Source organism: Bdellovibrionales bacterium, assembly GCA_016714165.1.
Taxonomy (GTDB): Bacteria; Bdellovibrionota; Bdellovibrionia; order Bdellovibrionales; family UBA1609; genus JADJVA01.
Map to the genome: position 1 here is coordinate 702,505 of JADJNU010000002.1, position 21,215 is coordinate 723,719.

Sequence of the window (21,215 nt, forward strand, 5' to 3'; positions counted from 1 at the left end):
TTAAATGAGAACATTCTAGTTTTCCACAAAAATCCCGATACCAATTACATCCCCTGACTGGAGACCGTGATGCCTCAGAACTCCAAGGTCAAATGCTGAGAGGAATAGATCGTGAAGGCAAAGGGACTTTTGAGATGGAAAAACTGTAACTTTGATTGGTCTTTCTGTTTATTTTCAGTTCAACTTAAAAATCAAAGTGGGTTTACTCTCCCCGAGCTCATGATATCCACGCTTGTTTCTTCAATTGTGTTATTAGGAGCCGGAACCCTCATTGTCGAAACTAACAAAGGCATCAAAGTGAGCCAGCAACGCCAACACATGATGGACAATATGATTACTGTTAACATGGCTCTCCTTAAGTACGGAAATCAAGCCATTGGTATGAGATGGCAAGGAAACGCGGACATAGACGCGCAGGCTGTTGCCGTCGGGCCCGGTGGAGATTGCTTTAACGTAGGAACCAACTGCGGGCGAATACGCCAATATACGGCCCCCGCGACGGGACCAGGCGCCTACCCCGGAGTCATTCCCACTCCTCCCGTCGACACTTTGGCCATTTTTTTGAGAGAATCGCGTCCGAGCGGGGTCGATGGAGGGGCTGGGGCTCCCAAATTGAGTCAACTAACTGGAGCAGGAATTTTCTACCAATATCAGACAGCTGCTTATTCGGGAGTCCTCTGGATCACTGAAGCAACCGCCGTCGGCGTAAATCAAACATTGCGAGCGGCAGAGGCGGGAGTTAACAAGGGATCTATTTCTTTTGAGAATATTGTCGATCTTCAGATTGCAAACCCAGATCCTCCAGGGGCAGGTGCCGGCACTCTCCTTCGTGGCGTGGACATTGTTCTTCGCATGCGAGCGTTCGGTGCTTCAGATAGAACGCTTTGGCGTTTCTGCAGACCAGCGGAAGCCGCGGCGGCCATGTGCTTAACCACATCGCCTTACTCAGATGTCGACAGAACGATTCATTTGGTTTTTCGAAACAACATCCTCTCTCCTCCTGCTCAACAAAATGGAGTGGTAAATCAGAAATTTTTTGAACGCGTAAACGGAGCTCTGTACTTTTTTGACTTCAATTTTCCGAGCCTTTCGAGTGCCAATACCTCAGAGGGATTCTAGATGGAGAAACAAATTCTCAAAAACGAACGAGGACTCTCAACTCTCGCCGCCGCGGTTGCGACCATTTTTTTACTTGGCATTGCTGTTTCTCTCATGATGACTGACGTTTCTAACTCTTCCCAGATCCGCAACAAGATGCGTGTTTCGATGCAATCATATAACATCATGGAGCAACTCGCCCTGCGCTTTGGTAATGCTTTCCAACTGCGCAACCCTCCTTGGTTTATTGAACTTGCCTGTCCACTTCTTCCCGTTGCAACGGTCGATATGGGCCCAGCCCCTGGCGGTCGTCGCTACTGTTCATACCCAGCCCAGGCCTGCCCCGCTGGCACGACGCTCAGGACGATCACAGGGGTCAATGGATTTGGCGGACCGTCTTTTGAAGTTTGTCTGACCAATGATCTCGACGGAAACGCAAGCCCAGACGACTGTGTCCGCACCACTACTGGGGCTGACTATTGCGTCGACGTTAACAATCTCTTCTCTTCGATTGAATCCGACAGCAACGGAACTGCAATTCCTACTTTGGAAGTTCCACTCCTTGATAAAACGCCCTGGTCCGTCAAAGTCAAATCCAATGCCATCGCTCTCTTTGAAAATTCGATTCAGACGATCGCGCCCTACCTCGATCCAATGGAGTCCGCACAAGCTCAGATCGGAGCAGAAAATTTGCTGTCCGCTCGGCCCAATGCACCTCCACTTGGAGCAACAAACAATCTTGTTTCGGTACCAGCCTGCGTTGATGCTGTCGGAGGCGGCGTTGCGGCCGGTCTCAGTTGTGTTCGTTGTGCCGACCCTGACATTTTTTGTGTTCAGATCAAACTTTGCTTGCCTCCCGGATGTGCCGGCGGCGCTGCGCGGACTCTTTACCAGCGCATAGCGATCTTGCGGATGCGTCCTCAAATATAATTGCACTGGCGTAAAATTCCATTTAACCTCTCACTCAAAAAAACAAGATGTGGAGAATTCCGTCATGCGCCTGTCTGTTGTTCTTCCCTGCCATAACGAAGAATCCGCTATTCCTATTGTTCTTCCAAAGCTGCTTTCTCTACAGTCTGAAATATTAAAGCAGACGGGATTGTCAGAAATCGAAATCATAGTGGTCAATGACGGATCAACTGATCAAAGCGAAAACCTACTTCATCAATATTTATCTGAGATTTCTCTTATCTCATTTCCTACCAATAGAGGATATGGGAATGCCCTCAAAGAAGGGTTTCGCCAATCAAAAGGGGATCTCATCGCTTTTTATGACCTGGACGACACTTGCCAACCCGAAGATCTTGTTTCCATGGTCAATTTGCTCAAAGAAGATCGGGCCGGAATGGTCTGTGGCAATCGCCTCAACGCTCAATCAAAAATGCCTTTTCTTCGCTGCTTTGGCAATTGGCTCTACCGGAGACTCACCGTCCTCCTCTTAGGTATAGAACTGAACGATTGCTGCACTGGAATGCGAGTTTTTCGATCAGAATACCGTCATGTGTTTTGCTCTCACTTGCCTCATCACCTCAATTTTTCTCTCGCTATGACGGTTCTTTTTTTGCGGCAGAAGGGTGTGTATAGAGAAATACCAATTCAATACCATCGCCGCTTGGGGGATTCAAAATTATCGATTTTTTCTGACGGCCCTCTTTTTCTTTGGACGCTTGTCAAATTCTCGCTTTTACCATTTTACAAGAAGGCACGCTAAACATTGCTCGGAGATGATTTGCCAGATTCTAGCTCTACCTTAAATGATGGCCTCTCGCCATGTGCGGGGCAGAAGCTCATTTTTGATCTCGATGTCTATGTTGTACTGAAATGGCTTCGGACCCTTTGCTTGAATCCAATCCACCATTTCTTTGATTCCTTGATATAAGGTATATTTGGTTTCGTAAGAGAAAAGTTTCCGGGCCTTGTCTGCTGAGCAATTGGCAAGATTGTCTTCGCCAGGACGACCATCTACAAAGATTGGCTTTAACTCAAAGCCAATTATTCCCGCAATTGTCTTCGCCAATTCGAATACACTTACAAATTCTTCATCCGGCCCCACGTTGATAATCTGTCCTACGGCCGCCTTGTCAAAAACCAATTTTTCCAAGACCTGAAGCGTATCCTTGATGTGGCTGAAACAGCGCTTCTGCAGTCCATTCCCATATATGACGGGCTGCTTTCCTAGCAACATTCGATTGATCATGATAGCAGCAACGTTTCGGAATGGATCATCATATCTTTGCCGAGGCCCAATAATGTTGTGGGGAACACAGATCACATACTCCCGTTGATGAATGCGGCAAAGACTTTCTATTGTTTTTTCTGCCGCATACTTGGCTATTCCATAAGGAGTTCGCGGAGCCGGAATCATCTCTTCTTGAAAAGGCACTGCCTGTTTCCCATAGCGCGCCATCGAAGAACAAAAGACAAAGCGACGAACATTGTTGTCTATGGCTGCCGCTAACAAAGAAATTGTGTTCGAATAAACATTTTGAGTAATAAAATGAGGACTAAACACGCTCAGCCCATCATATGCGGTGGCCGCCGTATGGAATACGACATCAACGTGGCGCACCAAATTATTGATAGCCCTATAGTCATTGAGATCCGCGACATAAAAATCGGCCTGAGCAGGAACGTTTTCCCTATCTCCACCGATGAGGCTGTCACAACCCACCACACGATGTCCTTGGGCCAACATCGAATCCGCCAGGTGGCTCCCCAAAAAACCAGCTATTCCAGATATAAAAATCGTTTGTTTCTTCATTTACCCCTAAGACTTCGATTTTGGGCGATTATAAGATATGAAAACATAAGTGCTGAGGAGAAGAAGGTAAACGACTTTCTCCTCAGCTTATTCTATTTTTCTCGGTAGGGGGCCCGTGCCTAGCAATAAGATAAACGTTGCCGTTGCAATTGTTACCTTCTGTGAAGGCACTCAATTGATAAAACTTTTCAAAACTCTTCTTTCTGAATTTGATGGGAATTGGCCCGACGAGGTCATCGTCGTTCACAATGGAGGAGCCAATGAAACTCTCCGTCTGCTTCAAAAGATACTCCCTTCGCTACCTTTCAAGTCTAAACTAGTGGTCAATCACACGAATAACCTTGGAGGTGCTCGACAACTCGCTGTCGAGCATTGCCATTGCGACCTGATCGCCTTTACTGATGGCGACTGCCTTCTCCCTCCATCCTGGCTATTTCACCTCACTCAAACCTTTGTTAAATTTAGACAGAGGCATCCAAATCTCGCTGGAATAGGTGGACCAAATCGGCTTTCTGGAGACAATTTCTTTGATCAATCGCTCAATTTGATGTTTTTGAGCCCAATTGGACATGGCGGCAGCCCTCAATCAAAACTTGTCAAGGAAGTCGCAATCGCAGATCACCTCCCCACCTCCAACGCTCTGTTCTGCCGCAAAGCTCTTCTCGCCGCTGGCAATTTTTCTCCTCATTTCTCCTCGACCTGCGAGGACGTGGAAATGGGGTTAAGATTGACGAAATTCGGTTTTACTTTGTTACTTTTGCCTGCCCCCCTCGTGATCAACCAAAGCGCAAATACCTGGAAGGAGTGGTCTCTGCGTATGCTTCGATTTGGCTATCACCAATCTTTTTCTATTGCGCCTTTGCGACGAAACTTCCACTTTCCTAGTTTGATTTCTGCCGTTGGAGTCTTTGGTTTCTTTCTGCTTTTGGCTTTTGCGCCATTGGCGCCTTGGGTTCTCAATGCCTTTGGATTATACCTTCTACTTGTTGTCTCGGAGGGTCTGCGTCTCAATCTTTCGTCGAATTCGTTCTCACTACCAATTTTTTCAAGAGTGACAATGGCCTTTCTCCTCACTCATTTTTCCTACGGCCTAGGAAGTTTAGCTGGACTTGGATATCGAGCTCTCCTTGCGTTCTTCAAAAAACCAGGTCACAAGATCGGGCCACTCGAGCCAGTTCTTCTCGAACAATGGCCCCCTCACGAAGCAAAAAGACATTTTCAGCTTCAATCCGAACGACCGTAGAAGGTTTTATGCCTTCAGATTCTGCTCCCCCCAAAATCCCTACATTCATTGGAAGCCAAGTCAATTCGGCCCCCAATCGAGCCGGAGAGTGACCGGTCTGATTAGCGCTCGTTGTAGTAAGAGGTTCAGAAAGCATGACCATCAATTTCTGCACCAGACAATGACAGGACAACCTTAGCCCCACTTCGCCTGTTCCCCCATGAACCAGGGGGTCAACAACAGGCTTGGCCTTTAATACAACGGTCAAGGGCCCAGGCCACACAATTTGCAGGAATGTCCTTATACGTTGATCAGAAATAAATGCCACCTCCTCTGCCATCGCAATATCGGCAACGAGAAGACTCATCCCCTTCGCAACTTCACGCCCCTTTAATTTGATCACCTGAGCAAGAGCCTCGGGTCTCTTATTTAAAGCCCCAAGCCCCCAAACTGTCTCGGTGGGATAGGCCACGACACCGCCTTCCAACAAGTGGGAGACGGCTTGATCAACATCCATCACTTTTGCACCAAAACTTTTTTGCCAATATCAACTCGCATTTGACGACCCTTCCAAGACACCTTCTCCGCCTGAGAGTAAGCTCTTTTCAAAGCCACCTCCATTGACGGCCCACAACCAATAGCATTCAGAACCCTTCCTCCCGCTGTCAACCAATTCCCATCCGGTCCTTTTGTGCTTCCTGCATGCAGAAAGTATTGAGAGAAAGTATCAGAATCCAAATCTCCCATTATTTGAACTCCCAACTTGGGACGTTCTGGGTATCCTTCTGCGGCCAAAACGACGCAGGCACAATGATCCGACTTCCATTTCAAACTCTGCAAGTGCCCATCGGCAACATCCTTCAAAATCTGCCCCCAATCCCCATCTAAGAGGGGCAATATGACTTGGGCTTCGGGGTCTCCGAATCGCACATTGTATTCCAAGACCATGGGTCCTTTCTCCGTTACCATAATGCCCACATACAAAACTCCTCGATAAAAAAGGGACTCATTTTGCAACTGAGCGACTGATGGAGCCAAGATCTTTCTATCAATTTCGCGATACAATTCCTTTGGAATAGTGAGGGGTCCGACCACGCCCATTCCTCCAGTGTTTGGTCCTTCATCCCCATCATTGAGTCGCTTGTGATCTTGACTCAAGGGCAGCGGCTCGTAATCTTTCCCATTGGTCAGCACCAAAAAACTAAGTTCCCAGCCTGGCAGAAATTCTTCAAGTAAAGCCTCGTGTCCGGAATCGCCAAAAATTCTATCCACAAAAATCGAGTGAGCGCATTCTTGCAATTCTTTCAGGGAACGACAAATGAATACTCCCTTGCCACCAGCAAGGCCATCGGCCTTTAGAACATAAGGTGGGACGAAAGAATCAGCTGCCGCCATGACTTGGTCAACCGAATTCACGACACGATAATCTGAGGTGGGAACCCCTGCTCTTTCCATAAATCTTTTAGAAAAAACTTTACTCGCTTCCAATTGCGCGGCCTGAGCAGAGGGACCAAAGACTAGGACGCCGGCTTCCCGGAGGCGATCCGCCAAGCCATCAGCAAGTGGCCCCTCGGGACCGATAACCACCAAGTCGATCTTCCTGTCTCGAATCTCAGAAATCAATTTCTCTGGCGGAGCTAACGAATGAGAAAGGCAGAAGGCATCTTTTTCCATTCCCATGCTACCCGGAATCGCAATCACCTTATCGACACATGGGGACTGTTTCAAAGCCCGAACGAGGGCATGCTCTCGTCCTCCCTGGCCTACCACAAGAACTTTCATTTTAATTACCTCCACACCGCTTGTAGTTAAACCACTGAGAGGAGTCAATCAGCAGCCGTAAATCGCCCTTAATTAACTGGTAACAGTCACGGCTACAAACCTCAAAAAACTGAATTCCTTTGTATCCCTGACGATGAGCGGCAGATTCTCCCAAAATGCGTTGTGGAGGAGCGACGCAATTGATAGATGATTGGTTATGCTTGCATCAATAATAATTCCTACCCACCGCCGCCATCGTTCTGTCTTGAACCTTCTAAGCTCGCTAGAGAACCAGGATTTTCCGAGAGACGAATTTGAAATTCTTATTATCAGCAACCTTCCCGATCCGTCTCTTAGAAAGCAAATAGACAAACAGATTGGTGGACGTCTGCTTTATGATTTCTTTGAAGTGGGAGAGCTTGGCGTCAACAGAGCCCGAAATTTGGGCATTTCAAAAGCGAAGGGAAAGTTTCTCTTTTTTCTTGATGATGATTGTTTTGCCAATCAAACCTTCTATTTGAAGAAAGGAATTGAGCTACTCCGACGATGGCCAGAGGCCTCAGCTGTCGGTGGACCTTATTCTCTCGGTTCGAAGCCAAGTACGATAGAACAAGTTTACAACGGTATTTGCCGTCAATGGCTTGAGAATTCGGTTCGAAAAAGCGGGTATACCGTTAATCTTGTCGGAGGAAATATGGTATTCCACGCGGGCGTTTTCTCGAGTGGCCTTCGTTTTAACGAAAGCATTGTCTTTGGTGGCGCTGAAACTGAACTCAATTCGCGACTCGTGCAGCAGGGCTATCGTTTAAAGTATGATCCCAATTTTTCGATTGAGCATCGTGTCCATTTGACTTTGCGGACTTTCTTCTCCAAAGCATTTTGGCAGGGATTCGGGGCTCAAAGGCGCGAACAGGCGAATCTCCCACCAGGTATCGGCCTTTCCTCTATATTCTCCGCTTGCCCCTATCCATCCAAACTGAATGAATTCTATTTGTCTTTTTTTAACCATGGATTTCAGATGGGTCAGGAATGGGCCAAGCGCCACTTGGAAGGACGCCCCAAGCTTATTGAGTTAGCTACACTCTTTATTTTTTATTTAAAAAAGATCTAGAGTTCAAAAGATACAAGAAATGGATCAAATTGAAGGCTGGTCACTAAAACAACATCAAGGATACTTTGGTCATGCAACGAGATCCTGTCGCTCTAGATCCATTAAACAGTGAACTTGGCCCGTGTAACAACATTACCGATTGGCAAGGCCGACTCTATTTTTTGCCCTTTTCTCAAGAAGAGAAGTGCCTTTGTGGAAAATGCTTTGAAACTGGGGGTCTCAGTGACAATAAATCACGATCAGAGATTTTCCTTAGTCTTGATAAAGCAAAAAGGGGTGAATATTTCGGAGTGATTTTTCCTTGCTACCTGATGTTGCAAGAAGATGCCCCGGAAATCATCAGTGCGGCAAAGCAACGTGGTCTTAAAGTCTTTGCACAGGTATCCGCGATAGTTTGGGTGAGTGAATTTCGAGACACTCTCGTAAAATTGGTTGAACAGGGGCTCCTTCTCAATGTTATCCTCGGTAGGCCTGGAGTTGCTGAAAATGAATTTATCAGCTACACCTTGTCTTCACTTCAGTATGTCTACTTTACTCTTGTCGGGGAAAACTTCGGCGGCCTATCGAAATACGTCGCTCAACTTCCTCAACCAGTTTTAAATCAGCTTCATTTCTACTTTCCTCTCGATCCTATTGAAACTCGCAGAATGCTTCTCACTCCCAGTATTCATGAGTCATTGAGGAAAATATCGAACCACGTGAGACGAAAGAACAAACATTTGTCGATTCGAGGTCCGAAGGGCGTGGATATCTTTGAACCACACATCCCATCGGACCGAGATTTAGAACCCGAACTGAATCCTTCATTTGAATCACAAGTTGCGTCGACTGAATCAATTGAAGTTTCTGTGATTATTCCAAGCTTCAATTGCAAAAGCTATATCAAAAATGTTGTTCGTCATATTTTCAAGCAAAGTCTGAGCCCAGATAAATATGAAGTTATCATCGTTGACGATGGAAGCAATGATGGAACCCAAGAGGATTTTTTTAAATTTGTTACTCCCTTTCAAAATCAAAGAAACTTTAAATTTCTCTTTTTTTCAAGGTTAACTCCTCGAAAGCGAGGCGATAGCCAGTTTCGAGCAGGGATAGCCAGAAATGTTGGGGTCAAGCATTCTCGGGGTCGCATTCTCCTTTTTTTAGATTCCGATATGTTGATCCCGGCGAATTATCTCTCCGATCTCATTTCAAAAATGAATGAATATGAAATTGTTCAGGGGAAGCGTCTTTTTCTCAACGAAGATGTCAGCAATGAATTAACGAGCTACAATCTCATTGATCCTGAGATTGACACCTACCCTGAAGATCCCTATTGGGCCTCGTTTCAAAATTCAAGTGATTGGAATACGCTTCACAATCATTGGAAATACACCTGCACTCACTCACTTGCCGTAAAGGCCGCCGATTTTAAAAGGCTTGGATGGTTTAGAAAAACCTTTCTCTACTACGGCTTTGAGGATGTCGATCTTGGTTACAGATTGGCAAAGGACGGAGCTCGCTTTTTATTGAGTGATACAGCCCTCTACCACTTGCACCCGCCTCCCTGCCAATCAGAATACGAAAGATCTCCTGTGCGCCGACAAATGATTTTGGCAAAAACCTGCCGGATTTTTTCACCACTCTCTCGATGATTCTGCCTATCAAGACTTTCGAGGCCTTTTGGCACCAACTGAGTCTTTTACAATTTCTCTTCCGACAATTAGCAAACATCGCACCTCGTTTTGGTTTTCCCATTACCTTCAAATGATGAAATGGAGGTTAATGTGGTTTTTGCTTCATCCCGCACCAAAATCAGGAGTGCGCCTCACAGGAGGGCTTCTTCGCAGAACTTATTGGCGCATCATTTGGCCAAGTGCTTGCTGGCTCCTTTGGCGAGTGAAAGTGATTTCCAACTGGCTTTATTGGCGTAGTTATGGTCTTTCCCATCTTTTGCGCTGGAAGGTTCTCGGCACACTCCGTTGGAAAATCCTGATGCCAGCGTATCACAAGGGTCTCTTGCCAGCCTGCTCCACCATTTATTACAGGGGTCTCATGCCCGCGTATCACAAGGGTCTCATGCCCGTGTATTACAAGGGTCTCATGCCCGTGTATTACAAGGGTCTCATGCCCGTGTATTACAAGGGTCTCATGCCGACCTATTACAAAAGCGTTCATTCCGTACATGACAACCCCTTCATTCGTCTTTACTGGCGGATTATCTGGCCTTCACTTTGTTGGTCCTTCTGGCGCATAAAAGGTCTATTGCTCATTTTGAGCTTTTTCAAGAATTGGGCTTTTTGGCGGCTGTTTGAATTGAGAGGATTTCTCTATTGCAAAGTTTGGGGTACATTCAAATGGAAAATCGCGGTTCCCTTTTATCAAATAGGAGTGCGAGGGTTCTTCCACAAGATTCTTGTACCAGGATTGTGGCTAGCCTTTGATTTATCTCTGCCTATCAGAAAGCCTTTTTACGTGCTGAGTTATCAATATCGAAAACGAATTCTTGGGCAGACTATGGAAAAAAGCGGTTAAATGTCCTCATGAGAGACAAAATATCAGAGGGAATTACTGACCTCTTGAACTGTAACCCAATTTTTCATTTCTTTGATGGCTTTAAAATGATGGCAGTTGGTACAAGGGATATCTGAGCGCTCCATCGCCTCCCCAGCTAACATCCGGCGACCATATTGCATTTTTTCATTGTTAATAGCTTCAAATAAAGTTGGATAGTCAAAGACGCTCCCAAAATCTCCCCAATAGTTAGCACAGCAGCCCAGTATCTTTCCGTCAGCGTGAATTTGTGGTTGGGTCCATAGCTGATAGCATATTCCCTTATAATACTGATTTTTATTGGCCTCCAAGCGAACAATGGTTTCAGCCAAAGATTGCTCTTGATCGACAGATTGAATTTCTTCGCTCATACCTGAATGACCTCTCCTTCATCATTTTTAGCCGCCAATTTTTCATCCCAAGAGACCTTGGTATAAAATTCCATACCTAGCTCAGAAGCCAGTTCTTTCGCCCGATTCAGTTCATGTTTGTTGTGTTGAAACATCACAAATTGCCAAGTTAATCGTGGAAGGGGACTTCTATAGGCTGTTTTGAAATCATTGAGGCGACGAATGTTTGCTATAACTCGATCAAAATTTCCTCTTATCCGGTATTGCACATACGTTTCTTGCGAGGCTCCATCTATAGAACAGGTCAAGGCCTTTACGCGATACTTCACCAAGCCTTCAAGTGCCTCCTCCGAAACATTGTTGAAATTGACGCCATTGTAGGCCACTAGTTCAATTTTTTTCTTGAACGCATAATTCATGATTTTAACAATATCTGGGTTGAGAAAAATTTCGCCCCAATTTGATAGTTCAATTTCTTTAAGCCAATCCGCCCCGTCAACGATCCGCTTAAAATCATCTATTTTCAGGAATTTTGAACCCACGACGCTTTTGTGTATGAGGCCTTGAGATGTCGGGCAAGACGGGCACTTCAGTTGACAATAGGACGACGCCTCGATCCGAATCTCCTTGGGATAGGCCAGGGAGATATCAACATCTGCATTCTTTTCATCAAATGCCTTTGCACCTCATTTGGCTTTGAACCAGAAAACTGAAATATCTTTTGCTGAACTCCAAGCCATGACTATACAATTCCCTTCGCAAAACTTGATTTCTTCCTTTCCCAAACAAGCATTTTCTCAAAAGTGACAAGCCTTTTTTGGGAACCAACAACCAAAGCCAAAAAATAGCAAAATAGCCCTCCAATCAGAGCCCAGCCTTTTGAAGTGTGCAAGCTAATGCAATGAAGGTCCAAAATCTTGCCTACCAGCGTCCAAGTCTGTCTCATTGAAAATGTCGAACTTCCACTTCGATTTGATTGATCTCTAGCAATTCCGTGACGAAAAGCATTTGTAAAAAGTCTCAGAAACCCACCTTGGAATTCATGAACAACCGAAAGCTCCTCAAGCAACAAGGGAGGGCAACCCAGAAAACTCAGCCGTTGGCACAAACGATCCTCTTCCGCCGCATCTTGAGCAGCTTCAGCAAACCCACCCGCTCTCTGAAATAATTGCCGTCCAACGAGGAAACAGCCGCCCAGAAGCAAAGGACTGCACGCACCCCCCCCTGCTCGACTTTTCATTAACCAAAGCCCAGCGGCAGCATTGTATATGATCTCAGAGATCTTTGCCTCAGGCCTGTTCAGATAGTAGCCGCCCGCGGCCACCTCCGAATTACTTTCGAAATCTAGCATCCAAATTTCAGCCCAAAATTGAAAATGAGGAATTTGGACATCATCGTCAAGAAACAAAAGATTCTCTCCCCTGGAATGCTCAACTCCCAAATTTCTTGCCCGATTCGTTCCAATTTTATTTGAGCCAATATATTTTACCGGAATATCGCAATCGCTAAATCTCTCAACCGTCTCTTTTACATTAATATTACAGGGATTGCAGACGACAATAACTTCAACCGACCGCCCAACAGGGATATTCTCCCTGAGAGAGTTGAGAGTCCTATTCAAGATTTCACGTCGACCAGATGTCGGGATGATAATTGAAATATCCAAAATTCCTCCGTCCCATTCTGTTCACTTCAATTTTTGGATGGTAAATACTTTCCATCAAAATCTGGAGTGAATCAATGCTTGTTCGAAGGAATGGGAGAAAACTACAAATATTTTCCTTTTAATTTAGAAATTTTTGTCATAGGCAAAGAGAAAAAATAAATTATCTCTGATGGTAAAATCAAGAGGCGGGTGCGCTGAAATTCCAATCTCAGGAACCTCGGAGGAAACCAAAAAGGACTGAAATTTCTCTCTCACGGTCCCCCACGACATTGAATCATCATAAACGCTGACGAAGCCGTCCGATCTCTCGACCATCAGGTCCTCAAGCGAAGCTAATGCACCATTATTAGAAATTGAATAAAAGTACACCGATCGACCAAATATTGAAGGAACCAGATCACGTGGCTGAACATACCTTGGCACTGCGAACGAGGGTGCTTCTATCAGGCGAATCACTCTGTCAAGATCAGCGACATTGATTTTTCTGTAAGTTTTTCCCATCCAATCAGTCGCTACCGTTCTATTTTCGTCAATTTTGAATCTTGCTCCGCGCGCATACACTCCATTTCCAAATGATAAATAGGACCGACTCAGCAGACCACTGATCTGCGGTTCTAAAAAATTCATCTTTTTTGTGTAAAAAACGAAGTTCGGAGAGGCTTCAAGCAATTGAGAAAAAGCATCCCTATTTTGTGCACCCTGATTAGGCCCGACAAAAGCCAAAACAGCTTCGTGATCGGGAATGCTGCCAACGACATCATAATAGCGCACCCGACCCTGCTTATCGAAGTATCGTGTCATATCTTCAATAAACTGTACCTGATCCCAATTCCCACTCCGGGAAAAGACTCGGGCCACGGACCACCCAATAGATAACAGGCACAAGCCTACGACCAGGATCTCAGCATATTTGTACCGTTCTGAAAATCCAGGATTCCATGACTTAACCACGTAAGTTAATTTAAAAAAAATATACGTGACGAAGCGCACTCCAGGAAGACTCAGCACAGGAAGCAAGCCAACTAATAAAAAGGGATATTTCTCTGGAAAAATGACAAAAACGCAAATAAGACAAAAACAGTACAGATAGTAAGAAGAGATACGATCAGCCCAGTTTTTTCCTGACAAAGCCCGGCGAAACATTCGGGCAATTGCAAATACAATTGGCAAATAAATCAACAAACTCCAGACCACGTTTTCCTGCAAAAAATACCGAACATGAAAAAAGGACTCGGGAGAAAAATATTCGGGCATTCCTGCTCCATGGCCTATCGATTCGGACAAATAATCGATAGTGCCAAAGAAGACCTGAAAAAAATCTGTTTTAAACCCAAAATATTGAATTAGGATCAATCCAATCAAGAATAGATCAAGTTCTGCTCGTAGCTTACGCAGAATTCCAGTACTTAGCTCCACCCTCCTTTGTAAGTGAACTCCCTGAATACTGACAAAATAGAGAACATGTAAAGAGACGAATATAACTGTGCCCTTTATCGTCGTTGCCAACAAAAGACTTTCCAAAAGAACAAGACCCAAAACTTGTAAATTGCCTGGAGCCTTGCCACCTTTTCGATAAAGCCAGTACTTAAAGTAATACCAAATTATGAGAAGATGCCAGGTCGCAGCCAAATTGTCGGCCCTGATCCTAAATCCTCGTTCTACATAAAAGCTGAAGCCCAAAATGAAAAGAATGGTTAAGGTCTCTAAGCGGGGGCGACGAAAAACCATCCGGTAGAGAGATGCTGCCAAGATAAGATTGAGAACTCCCACGAGACCAAAAATAAATCTTGAAAAAAGAATTGAATTGGCCTCGTGAAACTCAAACAGCGAAATGAACCGAAGAAACACAGAAAACAGCAACTTATAGGCCTGTCCACGATCTATGGTGTCAGTGGATCTCGTGATCAATAGAGAAAAAAGCTCAGAATCCGCAAAATAGATTTTTTGAGAGAGCCATACAAAAAGACAACACGAAAAGGCCACCAAAGCCCACTGGTAAAAACCAAAGAACCTTGAAAGCCCTTCAATAACCGCCTTCAATTGCTTCACTCCGTTTAACCCTGCTCTAAAAAAGTGGGTAAACAAATGGCGCCAAAGGACTCGTCTGGGCAAAAATAAGCAGAAGACCCAAAAGTACCATCACTAAAATAATGGGTGCTAACCAAAATTTCTTCCGAACTTTCATAAAGCCCCAGAGGTCTATAAGAAGATCTTTTATCAATAGGGAAACTCCATGTGTTGTGGATCCAATTTATCACTGATTTCTCGGTAACTCACTCTTCCTTTTTCCCATTTTAACTGAAGTGGATCGTGCCCCAAAAGACGCCATAAGAGACCAACAGGAGTGATAATTAAACAGTAAAATACGGATAACCAAAACCCAGAGACAATCCGCCCCAAGATCTCGCTAAACTTCATCCAAAGATGATAAATGCGCTTCAGCCTGCTCATCGTTCTCGATTTGCTCCATCAAAAAGTCTAGAAAACTCAATCATCGCCAAAAACCTGCACAAAGTCCTCAGATTTTCCAGGCTGCGCGCTCTTTTCTAAAAGAAATGAGCCCAAAACCAAATAATCAATATTTGTACCCATAAAACAATTGTACGCTTCCTTTGGATCGCAAACAATAGGTTCTCCGCGCACATTAAAGGATGTGTTTACCAGCAAGGGAATATTTGTCCTCTGCTCAAAGGCCTTGATCAAATCATAGAACAAAGGATTTGTTTCTCGATAAACAGCTTGAACTCGCGCCGAGTAGTCGACATGAGTGATCGCCGGAACCTTCGATCTCTGGACTTTTAGCAAGTCAAGTCCACGCCGTGACCTCTCTGCTTCGACCACGGGTTTTCTCCAGGCCTCGGCAACATGGCCCACGATCATCATATATGGATTTGACTCATTTATTGAAAATATCTCACTTGATTTATCAGCCAAAACGGCGGGAGCAAATGGCCTAAAAGATTCGCGAAATTTAATTTTTAAATTCATTGTTGTCTGCATCAGAGGATTGCGTGGATCTCCCAAAATAGATCTGTTACCCAAGGCGCGCGGACCAAACTCCATCCGGCCCTGATGCCATCCTATGATATGACCTTCTGCAAGCAAACGAGCAACCTCAGCAATTAATTCTTGATCTCCGAGTCGAACATATTTTGCATTCTGCTGATCCAAAAACATCTGTATGGCCGAAGAATCAAAGTGAGGTCCTAAATACGAACCCTTCATTTTGTCTCTCTTGTCGATCTTTCGTTCGTGGCCCAAGTGTTGATGCCAAACGCAGAGCGCCGCCCCCAAGGCTCCCCCTGCATCCCCTGCTGCTGGCTGAACCCAAAGACCATCAAAGATCCTTTGGCGAGCCAATTCTCCATTTGCTACACAATTCAAAGCCACACCGCCCGCCAGGCAAAGATATTTCTGTTTTGTTTCTTTTCGTATTGTTCTGGCGAGTTTCAATATAATTTCTTCTGTTACAACTTGAATTGATTTGGCAATATCCATCTCGCGCAAAGTCAAAAGGGAATCCTTGGTTCTCTCAGGTCCTCCAAAAAGGGAATTGAATTTGTTGTTAGTCATCTTTAGTCCGGTGGCGAACCCAAAATAATCCATATTTAAACGAAAAGTGCCGTCTTCTTTAATGTCAATGAGATGGTCGCGAATGAGATCGACGTAAGTGGGCTCACCGTAGGGAGCTAAGCCCATCAGTTTGTATTCTCCGGAGTTCACCTTGAAACCCGCGAAATATGAAAAAGCAGAATACAACAAACCCAGAGAATGTGGAAATCGGATCTCCCACTCCGGCACAAGATTCTTTCCAGCGCCCGTCCAAACTGAAGTGGTGGCCCACTCCCCCACTCCGTCAAGACAAAGAACCGCGGCATTTTCATAAGGACTTGGGTAGAAAGCGCTTGCCGCATGAGACAAATGATGACGAGAGAAAAGGAGTGGTGGCAGCTCATGCGCTTTTAGACCTGGCTCTATCTCTCTTAGTTGCCTTTTTTAAAAGCCACTTGAGATTCAATTTTTCTTTCAACCAGGTTGGCATCGCCGTCACAAATGACCGTAGACCCCTCGGTGCCATCGCAATGTAAGTTTCCAAGAGTCGTTCGAAAGTTAAAAAGGGCTTATCGTAATAACAAATAAAACTGACTTTTTTGAGATCAATCCCTGCCTCGCTCAGACAAAATCGAATGGCCTGTGTCGGAAAGGAGGGATCATGCTTAACTCGAGTGAATCTCTCCTCTTGGGCCGCCGCAATGATCTCCCCATCTTTTATCAGAACTGCCGCACTATCATGATAGTAGCAAGAAAGACCAAGAATATACATTTACTCATTCCTTGAGAGAAAAATCACTTTATGAGGCTAGCAAGAGATATTTCAACAAACAATCTATTCTTCCGAAAGAAGAGCAACTTCGTCCGTTCGGTTTACAAATCATTTTTCGTCAGAATTTCCTCACCCCGATCAAAATTCTCAGGGGCTACATAAATTCTCTCGATACGACGAATCTCTCCGTATTTCTGAAAAATCTCCGTCGACTCCTCGATGGGATATGGTTTTGAATGACGATCATACTGATCGACGACATATATCTGAGTTTCACGTTCAATTTCACTCGGACTATGATACTTGCTGAGGCGTGCTGTTGAACTCGCAAACACAGTTTCTATGCCCTCTCCATTTAAAAAAATCTCCATGTCCTCTGTACGAGAATTTTCTGCGGTGGAGTGAAATTCAAACAACATCTTAAATGGCCGACGCTCGGCAACTCGCCTCGCCCAGGGATTATCAACCTGTGCCAAGTGCTGAAAAAGTGCGTAGTCTGTATAGCCAATATAATCCTCGATATTTGAAGGAAGAAAAAACTCACAATCTTCACTTATCAAATATCGCATCAGCATCTCTTCAAAGATGATGCTCTTGTGGTGAAAATAAACCATCAAATGCATATGATGACGGGCTAAAAGAAAATCGTCAAAAGTGTAGAGAGCCCTGCGATTGAGCGCAAGGTGTAAATCTCCGGCCTTTTCATGGTATGTTAGATTTCCAATCAACCAACCCAATTCAACTCGGCCATAGTTTGTCCCACAAAAATAGGCATCACGTTCCAAATAATCCATGCGATCAACGTCCAATTCTGAACTCACAATCTGGCTAAGGATCGTCCTGAATTGATGGTCTCCAACTCGAAAAAAATCATCTGGACACCTCAAAGACTTGTCGACAAGACAGGCGATATGTAAGGGAGATATATCTGGAAATTGAGCTCTCAAGACGGAGGTCAAAGAGGAATCTGTGATAAACTTGATCGTGTAGTCCTCGTGGTTAGCTTGCACAGATGATTCGTTGGATGTGGCAGGTTTCAATCGCCGGTGCTGATAGGCCGAGATATTCAGATCCTTCAGAGGAGGCATGACCTCCTCAATCGTATGACTTAGCGGGCCGTGCCCTATGTCATGCAGCAATGCCGCCAAACGCATGCACTGCCTCAATCTACGACTCGTTGCGCTATTTGGAAAGGGATAGTTCCCAAAGATCTGATCAAAAGCGCGACCGGCCAAATGACAGACTCCAAGAGAATGCAAGTATCGATTATGAGTGGCTCCCGGAAAACTGAATTCCATGAATCCCAATTGCTTGATCGCTCTGAGTCTCTGATAAGCCAAGTGATCGATCACCGCAATCTCGTTCTCCTCAAAACTCAATGATCCATGAATTGGGTCTCGAATTTCCATTCTCTCTCCTTCATTCGGCCAAAACTAATCTCTTCACTATCAGATATGTCGCGCCGAGCAAACAAGGTTCAACTCATCTTGGAACTTGCCTGAGGGCAGGTTATGCTCGCCCAAAAATTGAGGAACCCAGATGACGCCCTACCTAAATTTAGTCTCCCACATCCTAGATCGCGGCACAGAAAAATCAGATAGAACCGGAACCGGGACTCTCAGTGTTTTTGGTCACCAAATGCGTTTTGACTTACAAGAAGGATTTCCACTGCTTACGACAAAAAAACTTCATCTGCGGTCAATCATTCATGAGTTGCTGTGGTTTCTCTCAGGCGACACGAATATTGGCTACCTGAAGGATAATAAAGTCAGTATCTGGGATGATTGGGCTGATGAGGAAGGGAATCTTGGACCCGTCTATGGAGCCCAGTGGAGATCATGGAAAACTCCAGATGGTCGAGTCATCGACCAGATCACCCAACTTGTCGAACAAATTAAGAATTTTCCGGATTCACGCCGCTTGATGGTGGTTGCCTACAATCCCGGCGAAATAGATAAAATGGCGCTGCCGCCCTGCCACGCGCTCTTTCAGTTTTACGTGGCAAACCGTCGCTTAAGCTGCCAGATGTACCAAAGAAGTGCTGATGTATTTTTGGGAGTTCCCTTTAATATCGCAAGCTACAGCCTGCTTACGCTGATGATGGCTCAGGTCTGCGACCTAACACCAGGTGAATTTATTCATACTCTCGGCGATGCTCACCTCTACCTCAATCATCTGGATCAGGCCCGTCTGCAGCTCACGCGTCTACCGAAAAGGCCACCACAAATTGCAATCAATCGAGAGATTAAAAATATATTCGGTTTTAAATATGACGATTTTCAACTCGTTGGGTATGATCCTCACCCCCATATTAAGGCCGAGGTATCAGTGTGATCACTATTTCTCACATCGTGGCAGCCGCAACAAACGGAGTCATTGGTCGCGACGGCGGACTCCCCTGGCATATACCTGAAGACCTAAAATTTTTTAAAGAAAAGACTCTTGGACACGCGATCATCATGGGTCGAAAGACCTTTGAATCAATTGGTCGTCCGCTTCCTAAGCGTCTCAATATTATCGTGACCCGACAGAAGAATTATCATCCCGCAGGAACCTTGATTGTTTCAGATTTAATTGAGGCATTGGCCCATTGTCAAAAGGAGGTCCTCACCTGGGGAGACGAAGTGTTCATCGTTGGAGGCGGAGAAATTTTCACGCAATCAATGGACCTCGTGGAACGCATTTACCTGACACGAATTCATCAAGAAATTCAAGGCGATACATTCTACCCTCAGCCTGATAAAACCAAATTTATAGAGGTTTCTCGCTCAGATCGAGAGGAACCATTACCCTTTTCTTTTATAACACTTGAAAGACTTCCTTCTCGTCGTTCATCGAAGGATCATTTGAGTCTTTGCTAAGTGACCCCTGAGAGAGATGCTTTTTCAAAACATTAAATTCAGGAATTACCTCAAAAAGATTTTCATTTCGAAGCGCATCTTTAGAAAAAGCAGCTCTCACAAAACTTGGAATTAAATCCTGACGATCCTCACTCTCCATGAATTCAATCGTTTCGCCCACAAGGTCGAGGTAAAACCGATATCTCTTCATTCTCACTCGACGCCTCATTACTTTTTCTGCTTCATCTCTCGCAATAAGCAAACGCTCCTTGGCCGAAGTTTTTAGTTCCTGAGGTAACACTTGGGTTCGATAATGATAGGGATGATGAAGATTTACTAACTTAGGAATGGGAATAATTCGCTCAAACTGACTCAAATATCCAAATAAACGATCAAGCTGTGTGACGTTATACATTTGAACTGTCGTGTTGATCAAAACCAATCGTATCCCATACTTCTCAAAATTCTGTTCAAGATCAAAAAGGTTTTTCTCAATGTCTTTCCACCTCGCTGGAAAGCGAATGTAGTCATTTAAGTCTCCATAGGCATCAACACTTGCATAGATTCGGACGTGATTGAAATGAGGCCACAATTCTTTTACCTCATCTGGAATAATCGTCATGTTGGTGTTGTAGGAAATCCAAATGTTTTTTGCCCGTCCTTCTTCAATACACATTTTCATCACCAAGATCATTTGGGCAACGATCATCGGTTCACCACCTGCAAAATGAAGGTGCCTGAGATACGGGATTTGCTTTCTAAAACTCTCCCAAATTTGAGGATTCTCATAATAACGATAGCGACGATACTGATCCAGTTCAGATTCGGATTGACCAAACCATTTCTGATCGATCTTCTGCCAGTCCTTTATCCACTTGGAAGATGAGCGAGGATTGCACATTCGGCATGCCAAATTACAAAGATTGCCCAATCTATAATCGGCGGATCGAATTCTGACTTTAGTTCCTCCGTCCGGTCGAGTGTCATTGATGGCGCGTGTGATAAACTGATGGTAAGTTGCGTTCTCAAACTGGCGACGACTAAATCCCCCATTATTTTCTGTGATTCGACACCTTTCACAGATTCTAGACCACTCTCCCTTCATTTGCTGAACTCTGAGGGACTTCATAAAACTGGTATTCATCAAAACTTCGTCATCATGAATCCTACTGATATTAATGGGAATACCGTTCTCATCAATGTTATTACTGTTGTACTCCTCACTCACACAGCAAACCTGGACCTCACCACCGACATTTGTAAATCGATGAATCCAAGGAAGAACGCAAAAGGTCGGAGATACGCGATCGCCTCGGTAAGGGTCAAAATCATCCTCACTCATTTCTCCCCTCTCTCCTCCTCAGTTTGACCTTGAAATGAAGCAATAAAATCAGAAATTCATCATCAGTTCAATCCCAAAGACCAGATCTCACTGCAATCTATTAAGCCTCGCAATGAGACGCCGATGAGTTCATTGAGAGAATAGCAACCCTCAGATCAAAGATTGATCTGTTGGCTTCACAAAGTGATGCCGTGTTCTTCAAGGAGGAGGA

Annotated in this window: 19 protein-coding genes and 1 pseudogene; 9 read left to right on the forward strand and 11 right to left on the reverse strand. The window is 44.8% G+C overall.

What is annotated here, in order from left to right; translation table 11 throughout:
- Nucleotides 1–111: 111 nt before the first annotated feature.
- From IPJ71_14615 to IPJ71_14625, 3 genes are all read left to right on the forward strand, one after another.
- Nucleotides 112–1,119 (forward strand): prepilin-type N-terminal cleavage/methylation domain-containing protein, encoded by a 1,008-nt coding sequence (locus IPJ71_14615; GenBank protein MBK7844895.1) that lies wholly within the window; start codon nucleotides 112–114, stop codon nucleotides 1,117–1,119.
- Nucleotides 1,120–2,028, forward strand: a complete 909-nt coding sequence (locus tag IPJ71_14620; GenBank protein MBK7844896.1) for a hypothetical protein — start codon at nucleotides 1,120–1,122, stop codon at nucleotides 2,026–2,028. It abuts the gene before it with no gap.
- A 64-nt stretch (nucleotides 2,029–2,092) separates the two neighbouring features.
- A complete protein-coding gene (locus IPJ71_14625; GenBank protein ID MBK7844897.1) occupies nucleotides 2,093–2,809 on the forward strand; it encodes a glycosyltransferase family 2 protein in 717 nt (238 codons plus the stop codon).
- 39 nt (nucleotides 2,810–2,848) lie between these two features.
- On the opposite strand, the gene IPJ71_14630 is transcribed toward IPJ71_14625, so the two are convergent.
- Nucleotides 2,849–3,859 (reverse strand): NAD-dependent epimerase/dehydratase family protein, encoded by a 1,011-nt coding sequence (locus tag IPJ71_14630; protein MBK7844898.1) that lies wholly within the window; start codon nucleotides 3,857–3,859, stop codon nucleotides 2,849–2,851.
- Nucleotides 3,860–3,974: 115 nt separating this feature from the next.
- On the opposite strand from IPJ71_14630, the gene IPJ71_14635 reads away from it, so the two are divergent.
- The gene (locus IPJ71_14635) at nucleotides 3,975–5,102 is read left to right on the forward strand and encodes a glycosyltransferase (GenBank protein ID MBK7844899.1); all 1,128 of its coding nucleotides are present in this window, start codon (nucleotides 3,975–3,977) and stop codon (nucleotides 5,100–5,102) included.
- Here the strand turns inward: IPJ71_14635 and IPJ71_14640 are convergent.
- Both IPJ71_14640 and purD read right to left on the reverse strand, forming a co-directional pair.
- Nucleotides 4,996–5,601, reverse strand: coding sequence for an L-threonylcarbamoyladenylate synthase (locus IPJ71_14640; GenBank protein ID MBK7844900.1), 606 nt, complete (start codon nucleotides 5,599–5,601; stop codon nucleotides 4,996–4,998). The two genes, IPJ71_14635 and IPJ71_14640, sit on opposite strands and share 107 nt — an antisense overlap.
- On the reverse strand, nucleotides 5,598–6,863 hold the full coding sequence (purD, locus tag IPJ71_14645; protein ID MBK7844901.1) for a phosphoribosylamine--glycine ligase: 1,266 nt from the start codon (nucleotides 6,861–6,863) through the stop codon (nucleotides 5,598–5,600). Before purD ends, IPJ71_14640 begins: the two co-directional genes overlap by 4 nt.
- Before the next feature lie 196 nt (nucleotides 6,864–7,059).
- On the opposite strand from purD, the gene IPJ71_14650 reads away from it, so the two are divergent.
- From IPJ71_14650 to IPJ71_14660, 3 genes are all read left to right on the forward strand, one after another.
- Complete coding sequence (locus IPJ71_14650) at nucleotides 7,060–7,953, forward strand: glycosyltransferase (protein ID MBK7844902.1); 894 nt, start codon at nucleotides 7,060–7,062, stop codon at nucleotides 7,951–7,953.
- A gap of 71 nt (nucleotides 7,954–8,024) precedes the next feature.
- On the forward strand, nucleotides 8,025–9,584 hold the full coding sequence (locus tag IPJ71_14655) for a glycosyltransferase (protein MBK7844903.1): 1,560 nt from the start codon (nucleotides 8,025–8,027) through the stop codon (nucleotides 9,582–9,584).
- Between the two features lie 130 nt (nucleotides 9,585–9,714).
- A complete protein-coding gene (locus IPJ71_14660) occupies nucleotides 9,715–10,464 on the forward strand; it encodes a hypothetical protein (GenBank protein MBK7844904.1) in 750 nt (249 codons plus the stop codon).
- A gap of 23 nt (nucleotides 10,465–10,487) precedes the next feature.
- Here IPJ71_14660 and IPJ71_14665 read toward each other — a convergent pair whose 3' ends face one another.
- The 7 genes and pseudogenes from IPJ71_14665 to IPJ71_14695 all read right to left on the reverse strand — a co-directional run bounded on the left by IPJ71_14665 (nucleotide 10,488) and on the right by IPJ71_14695 (nucleotide 18,231).
- Nucleotides 10,488–10,853 carry an SPASM domain-containing protein gene (locus IPJ71_14665; GenBank protein ID MBK7844905.1) on the reverse strand — a complete coding sequence of 122 codons (366 nt, stop codon included), beginning with the start codon at nucleotides 10,851–10,853 and terminating at the stop codon, nucleotides 10,488–10,490.
- Nucleotides 10,850–11,479, reverse strand: a complete 630-nt coding sequence (locus IPJ71_14670) for a radical SAM protein (protein MBK7844906.1) — start codon at nucleotides 11,477–11,479, stop codon at nucleotides 10,850–10,852. The genes IPJ71_14665 and IPJ71_14670 overlap by 4 nt, the downstream gene beginning before the upstream one ends.
- Before the next feature lie 95 nt (nucleotides 11,480–11,574).
- Nucleotides 11,575–12,498 carry a glycosyltransferase family 2 protein gene (locus IPJ71_14675; GenBank protein ID MBK7844907.1) on the reverse strand — a complete coding sequence of 308 codons (924 nt, stop codon included), beginning with the start codon at nucleotides 12,496–12,498 and terminating at the stop codon, nucleotides 11,575–11,577.
- A gap of 123 nt (nucleotides 12,499–12,621) precedes the next feature.
- The gene (locus IPJ71_14680) at nucleotides 12,622–14,547 is read right to left on the reverse strand and encodes a hypothetical protein (GenBank protein ID MBK7844908.1); all 1,926 of its coding nucleotides are present in this window, start codon (nucleotides 14,545–14,547) and stop codon (nucleotides 12,622–12,624) included.
- A gap of 168 nt (nucleotides 14,548–14,715) precedes the next feature.
- Entirely contained in the window at nucleotides 14,716–14,949 is a 234-nt protein-coding gene (locus IPJ71_14685; GenBank protein ID MBK7844909.1) for a hypothetical protein, read from the reverse strand.
- Between the two features lie 36 nt (nucleotides 14,950–14,985).
- Nucleotides 14,986–16,822 (reverse strand): annotated as a pseudogene (locus IPJ71_14690) (carbamoyltransferase).
- Between the two features lie 101 nt (nucleotides 16,823–16,923).
- Nucleotides 16,924–18,231: an HD domain-containing protein gene (locus IPJ71_14695; GenBank protein MBK7844910.1), complete on the reverse strand. Its 1,308-nt coding sequence runs from the start codon at nucleotides 18,229–18,231 to the stop codon at nucleotides 16,924–16,926.
- Between the two features lie 130 nt (nucleotides 18,232–18,361).
- Between IPJ71_14695 and IPJ71_14700 the strand changes: the two genes are divergently transcribed.
- Nucleotides 18,362–19,156 carry a thymidylate synthase gene (locus tag IPJ71_14700; GenBank protein MBK7844911.1) on the forward strand — a complete coding sequence of 265 codons (795 nt, stop codon included), beginning with the start codon at nucleotides 18,362–18,364 and terminating at the stop codon, nucleotides 19,154–19,156.
- On the forward strand, nucleotides 19,156–19,683 hold the full coding sequence (locus IPJ71_14705) for a dihydrofolate reductase (protein MBK7844912.1): 528 nt from the start codon (nucleotides 19,156–19,158) through the stop codon (nucleotides 19,681–19,683). The genes IPJ71_14700 and IPJ71_14705 overlap by 1 nt, the downstream gene beginning before the upstream one ends.
- Here IPJ71_14705 and IPJ71_14710 read toward each other — a convergent pair.
- Nucleotides 19,622–21,004: a radical SAM protein gene (locus tag IPJ71_14710; protein MBK7844913.1), complete on the reverse strand. Its 1,383-nt coding sequence runs from the start codon at nucleotides 21,002–21,004 to the stop codon at nucleotides 19,622–19,624. The genes IPJ71_14705 and IPJ71_14710 overlap by 62 nt on opposite strands.
- Nucleotides 21,005–21,215: the final 211 nt, after the last annotated feature.

What these genes read in the sequence shown, in the direction of transcription:
- purD (MBK7844901.1), bottom strand. Translation starts at nt 6,863, where the DNA reads ATGAAAGTTCTTGTGGTAGGCCAGGGAGGACGAGAGCATGCCCTCGTT.
- IPJ71_14665 (MBK7844905.1), bottom strand. Translation starts at nt 10,853, where the DNA reads ATGAGCGAAGAAATTCAATCTGTCGATCAAGAGCAATCTTTGGCTGAA.
- IPJ71_14710 (MBK7844913.1), bottom strand. Translation starts at nt 21,004, where the DNA reads ATGAGTGAGGATGATTTTGACCCTTACCGAGGCGATCGCGTATCTCCG.
- IPJ71_14620 (MBK7844896.1), top strand. Translation starts at nt 1,120, where the DNA reads ATGGAGAAACAAATTCTCAAAAACGAACGAGGACTCTCAACTCTCGCC.
- IPJ71_14700 (MBK7844911.1), top strand. Translation starts at nt 18,362, where the DNA reads ATGACGCCCTACCTAAATTTAGTCTCCCACATCCTAGATCGCGGCACA.
- IPJ71_14695 (MBK7844910.1), bottom strand. Translation starts at nt 18,231, where the DNA reads ATGGAAATTCGAGACCCAATTCATGGATCATTGAGTTTTGAGGAGAAC.
- IPJ71_14660 (MBK7844904.1), top strand. Translation starts at nt 9,715, where the DNA reads ATGTGGTTTTTGCTTCATCCCGCACCAAAATCAGGAGTGCGCCTCACA.
- IPJ71_14655 (MBK7844903.1), top strand. Translation starts at nt 8,025, where the DNA reads ATGCAACGAGATCCTGTCGCTCTAGATCCATTAAACAGTGAACTTGGC.
- IPJ71_14685 (MBK7844909.1), bottom strand. Translation starts at nt 14,949, where the DNA reads ATGAGCAGGCTGAAGCGCATTTATCATCTTTGGATGAAGTTTAGCGAG.
- IPJ71_14650 (MBK7844902.1), top strand. Translation starts at nt 7,060, where the DNA reads ATGCTTGCATCAATAATAATTCCTACCCACCGCCGCCATCGTTCTGTC.
- IPJ71_14625 (MBK7844897.1), top strand. Translation starts at nt 2,093, where the DNA reads ATGCGCCTGTCTGTTGTTCTTCCCTGCCATAACGAAGAATCCGCTATT.
- IPJ71_14630 (MBK7844898.1), bottom strand. Translation starts at nt 3,859, where the DNA reads ATGAAGAAACAAACGATTTTTATATCTGGAATAGCTGGTTTTTTGGGG.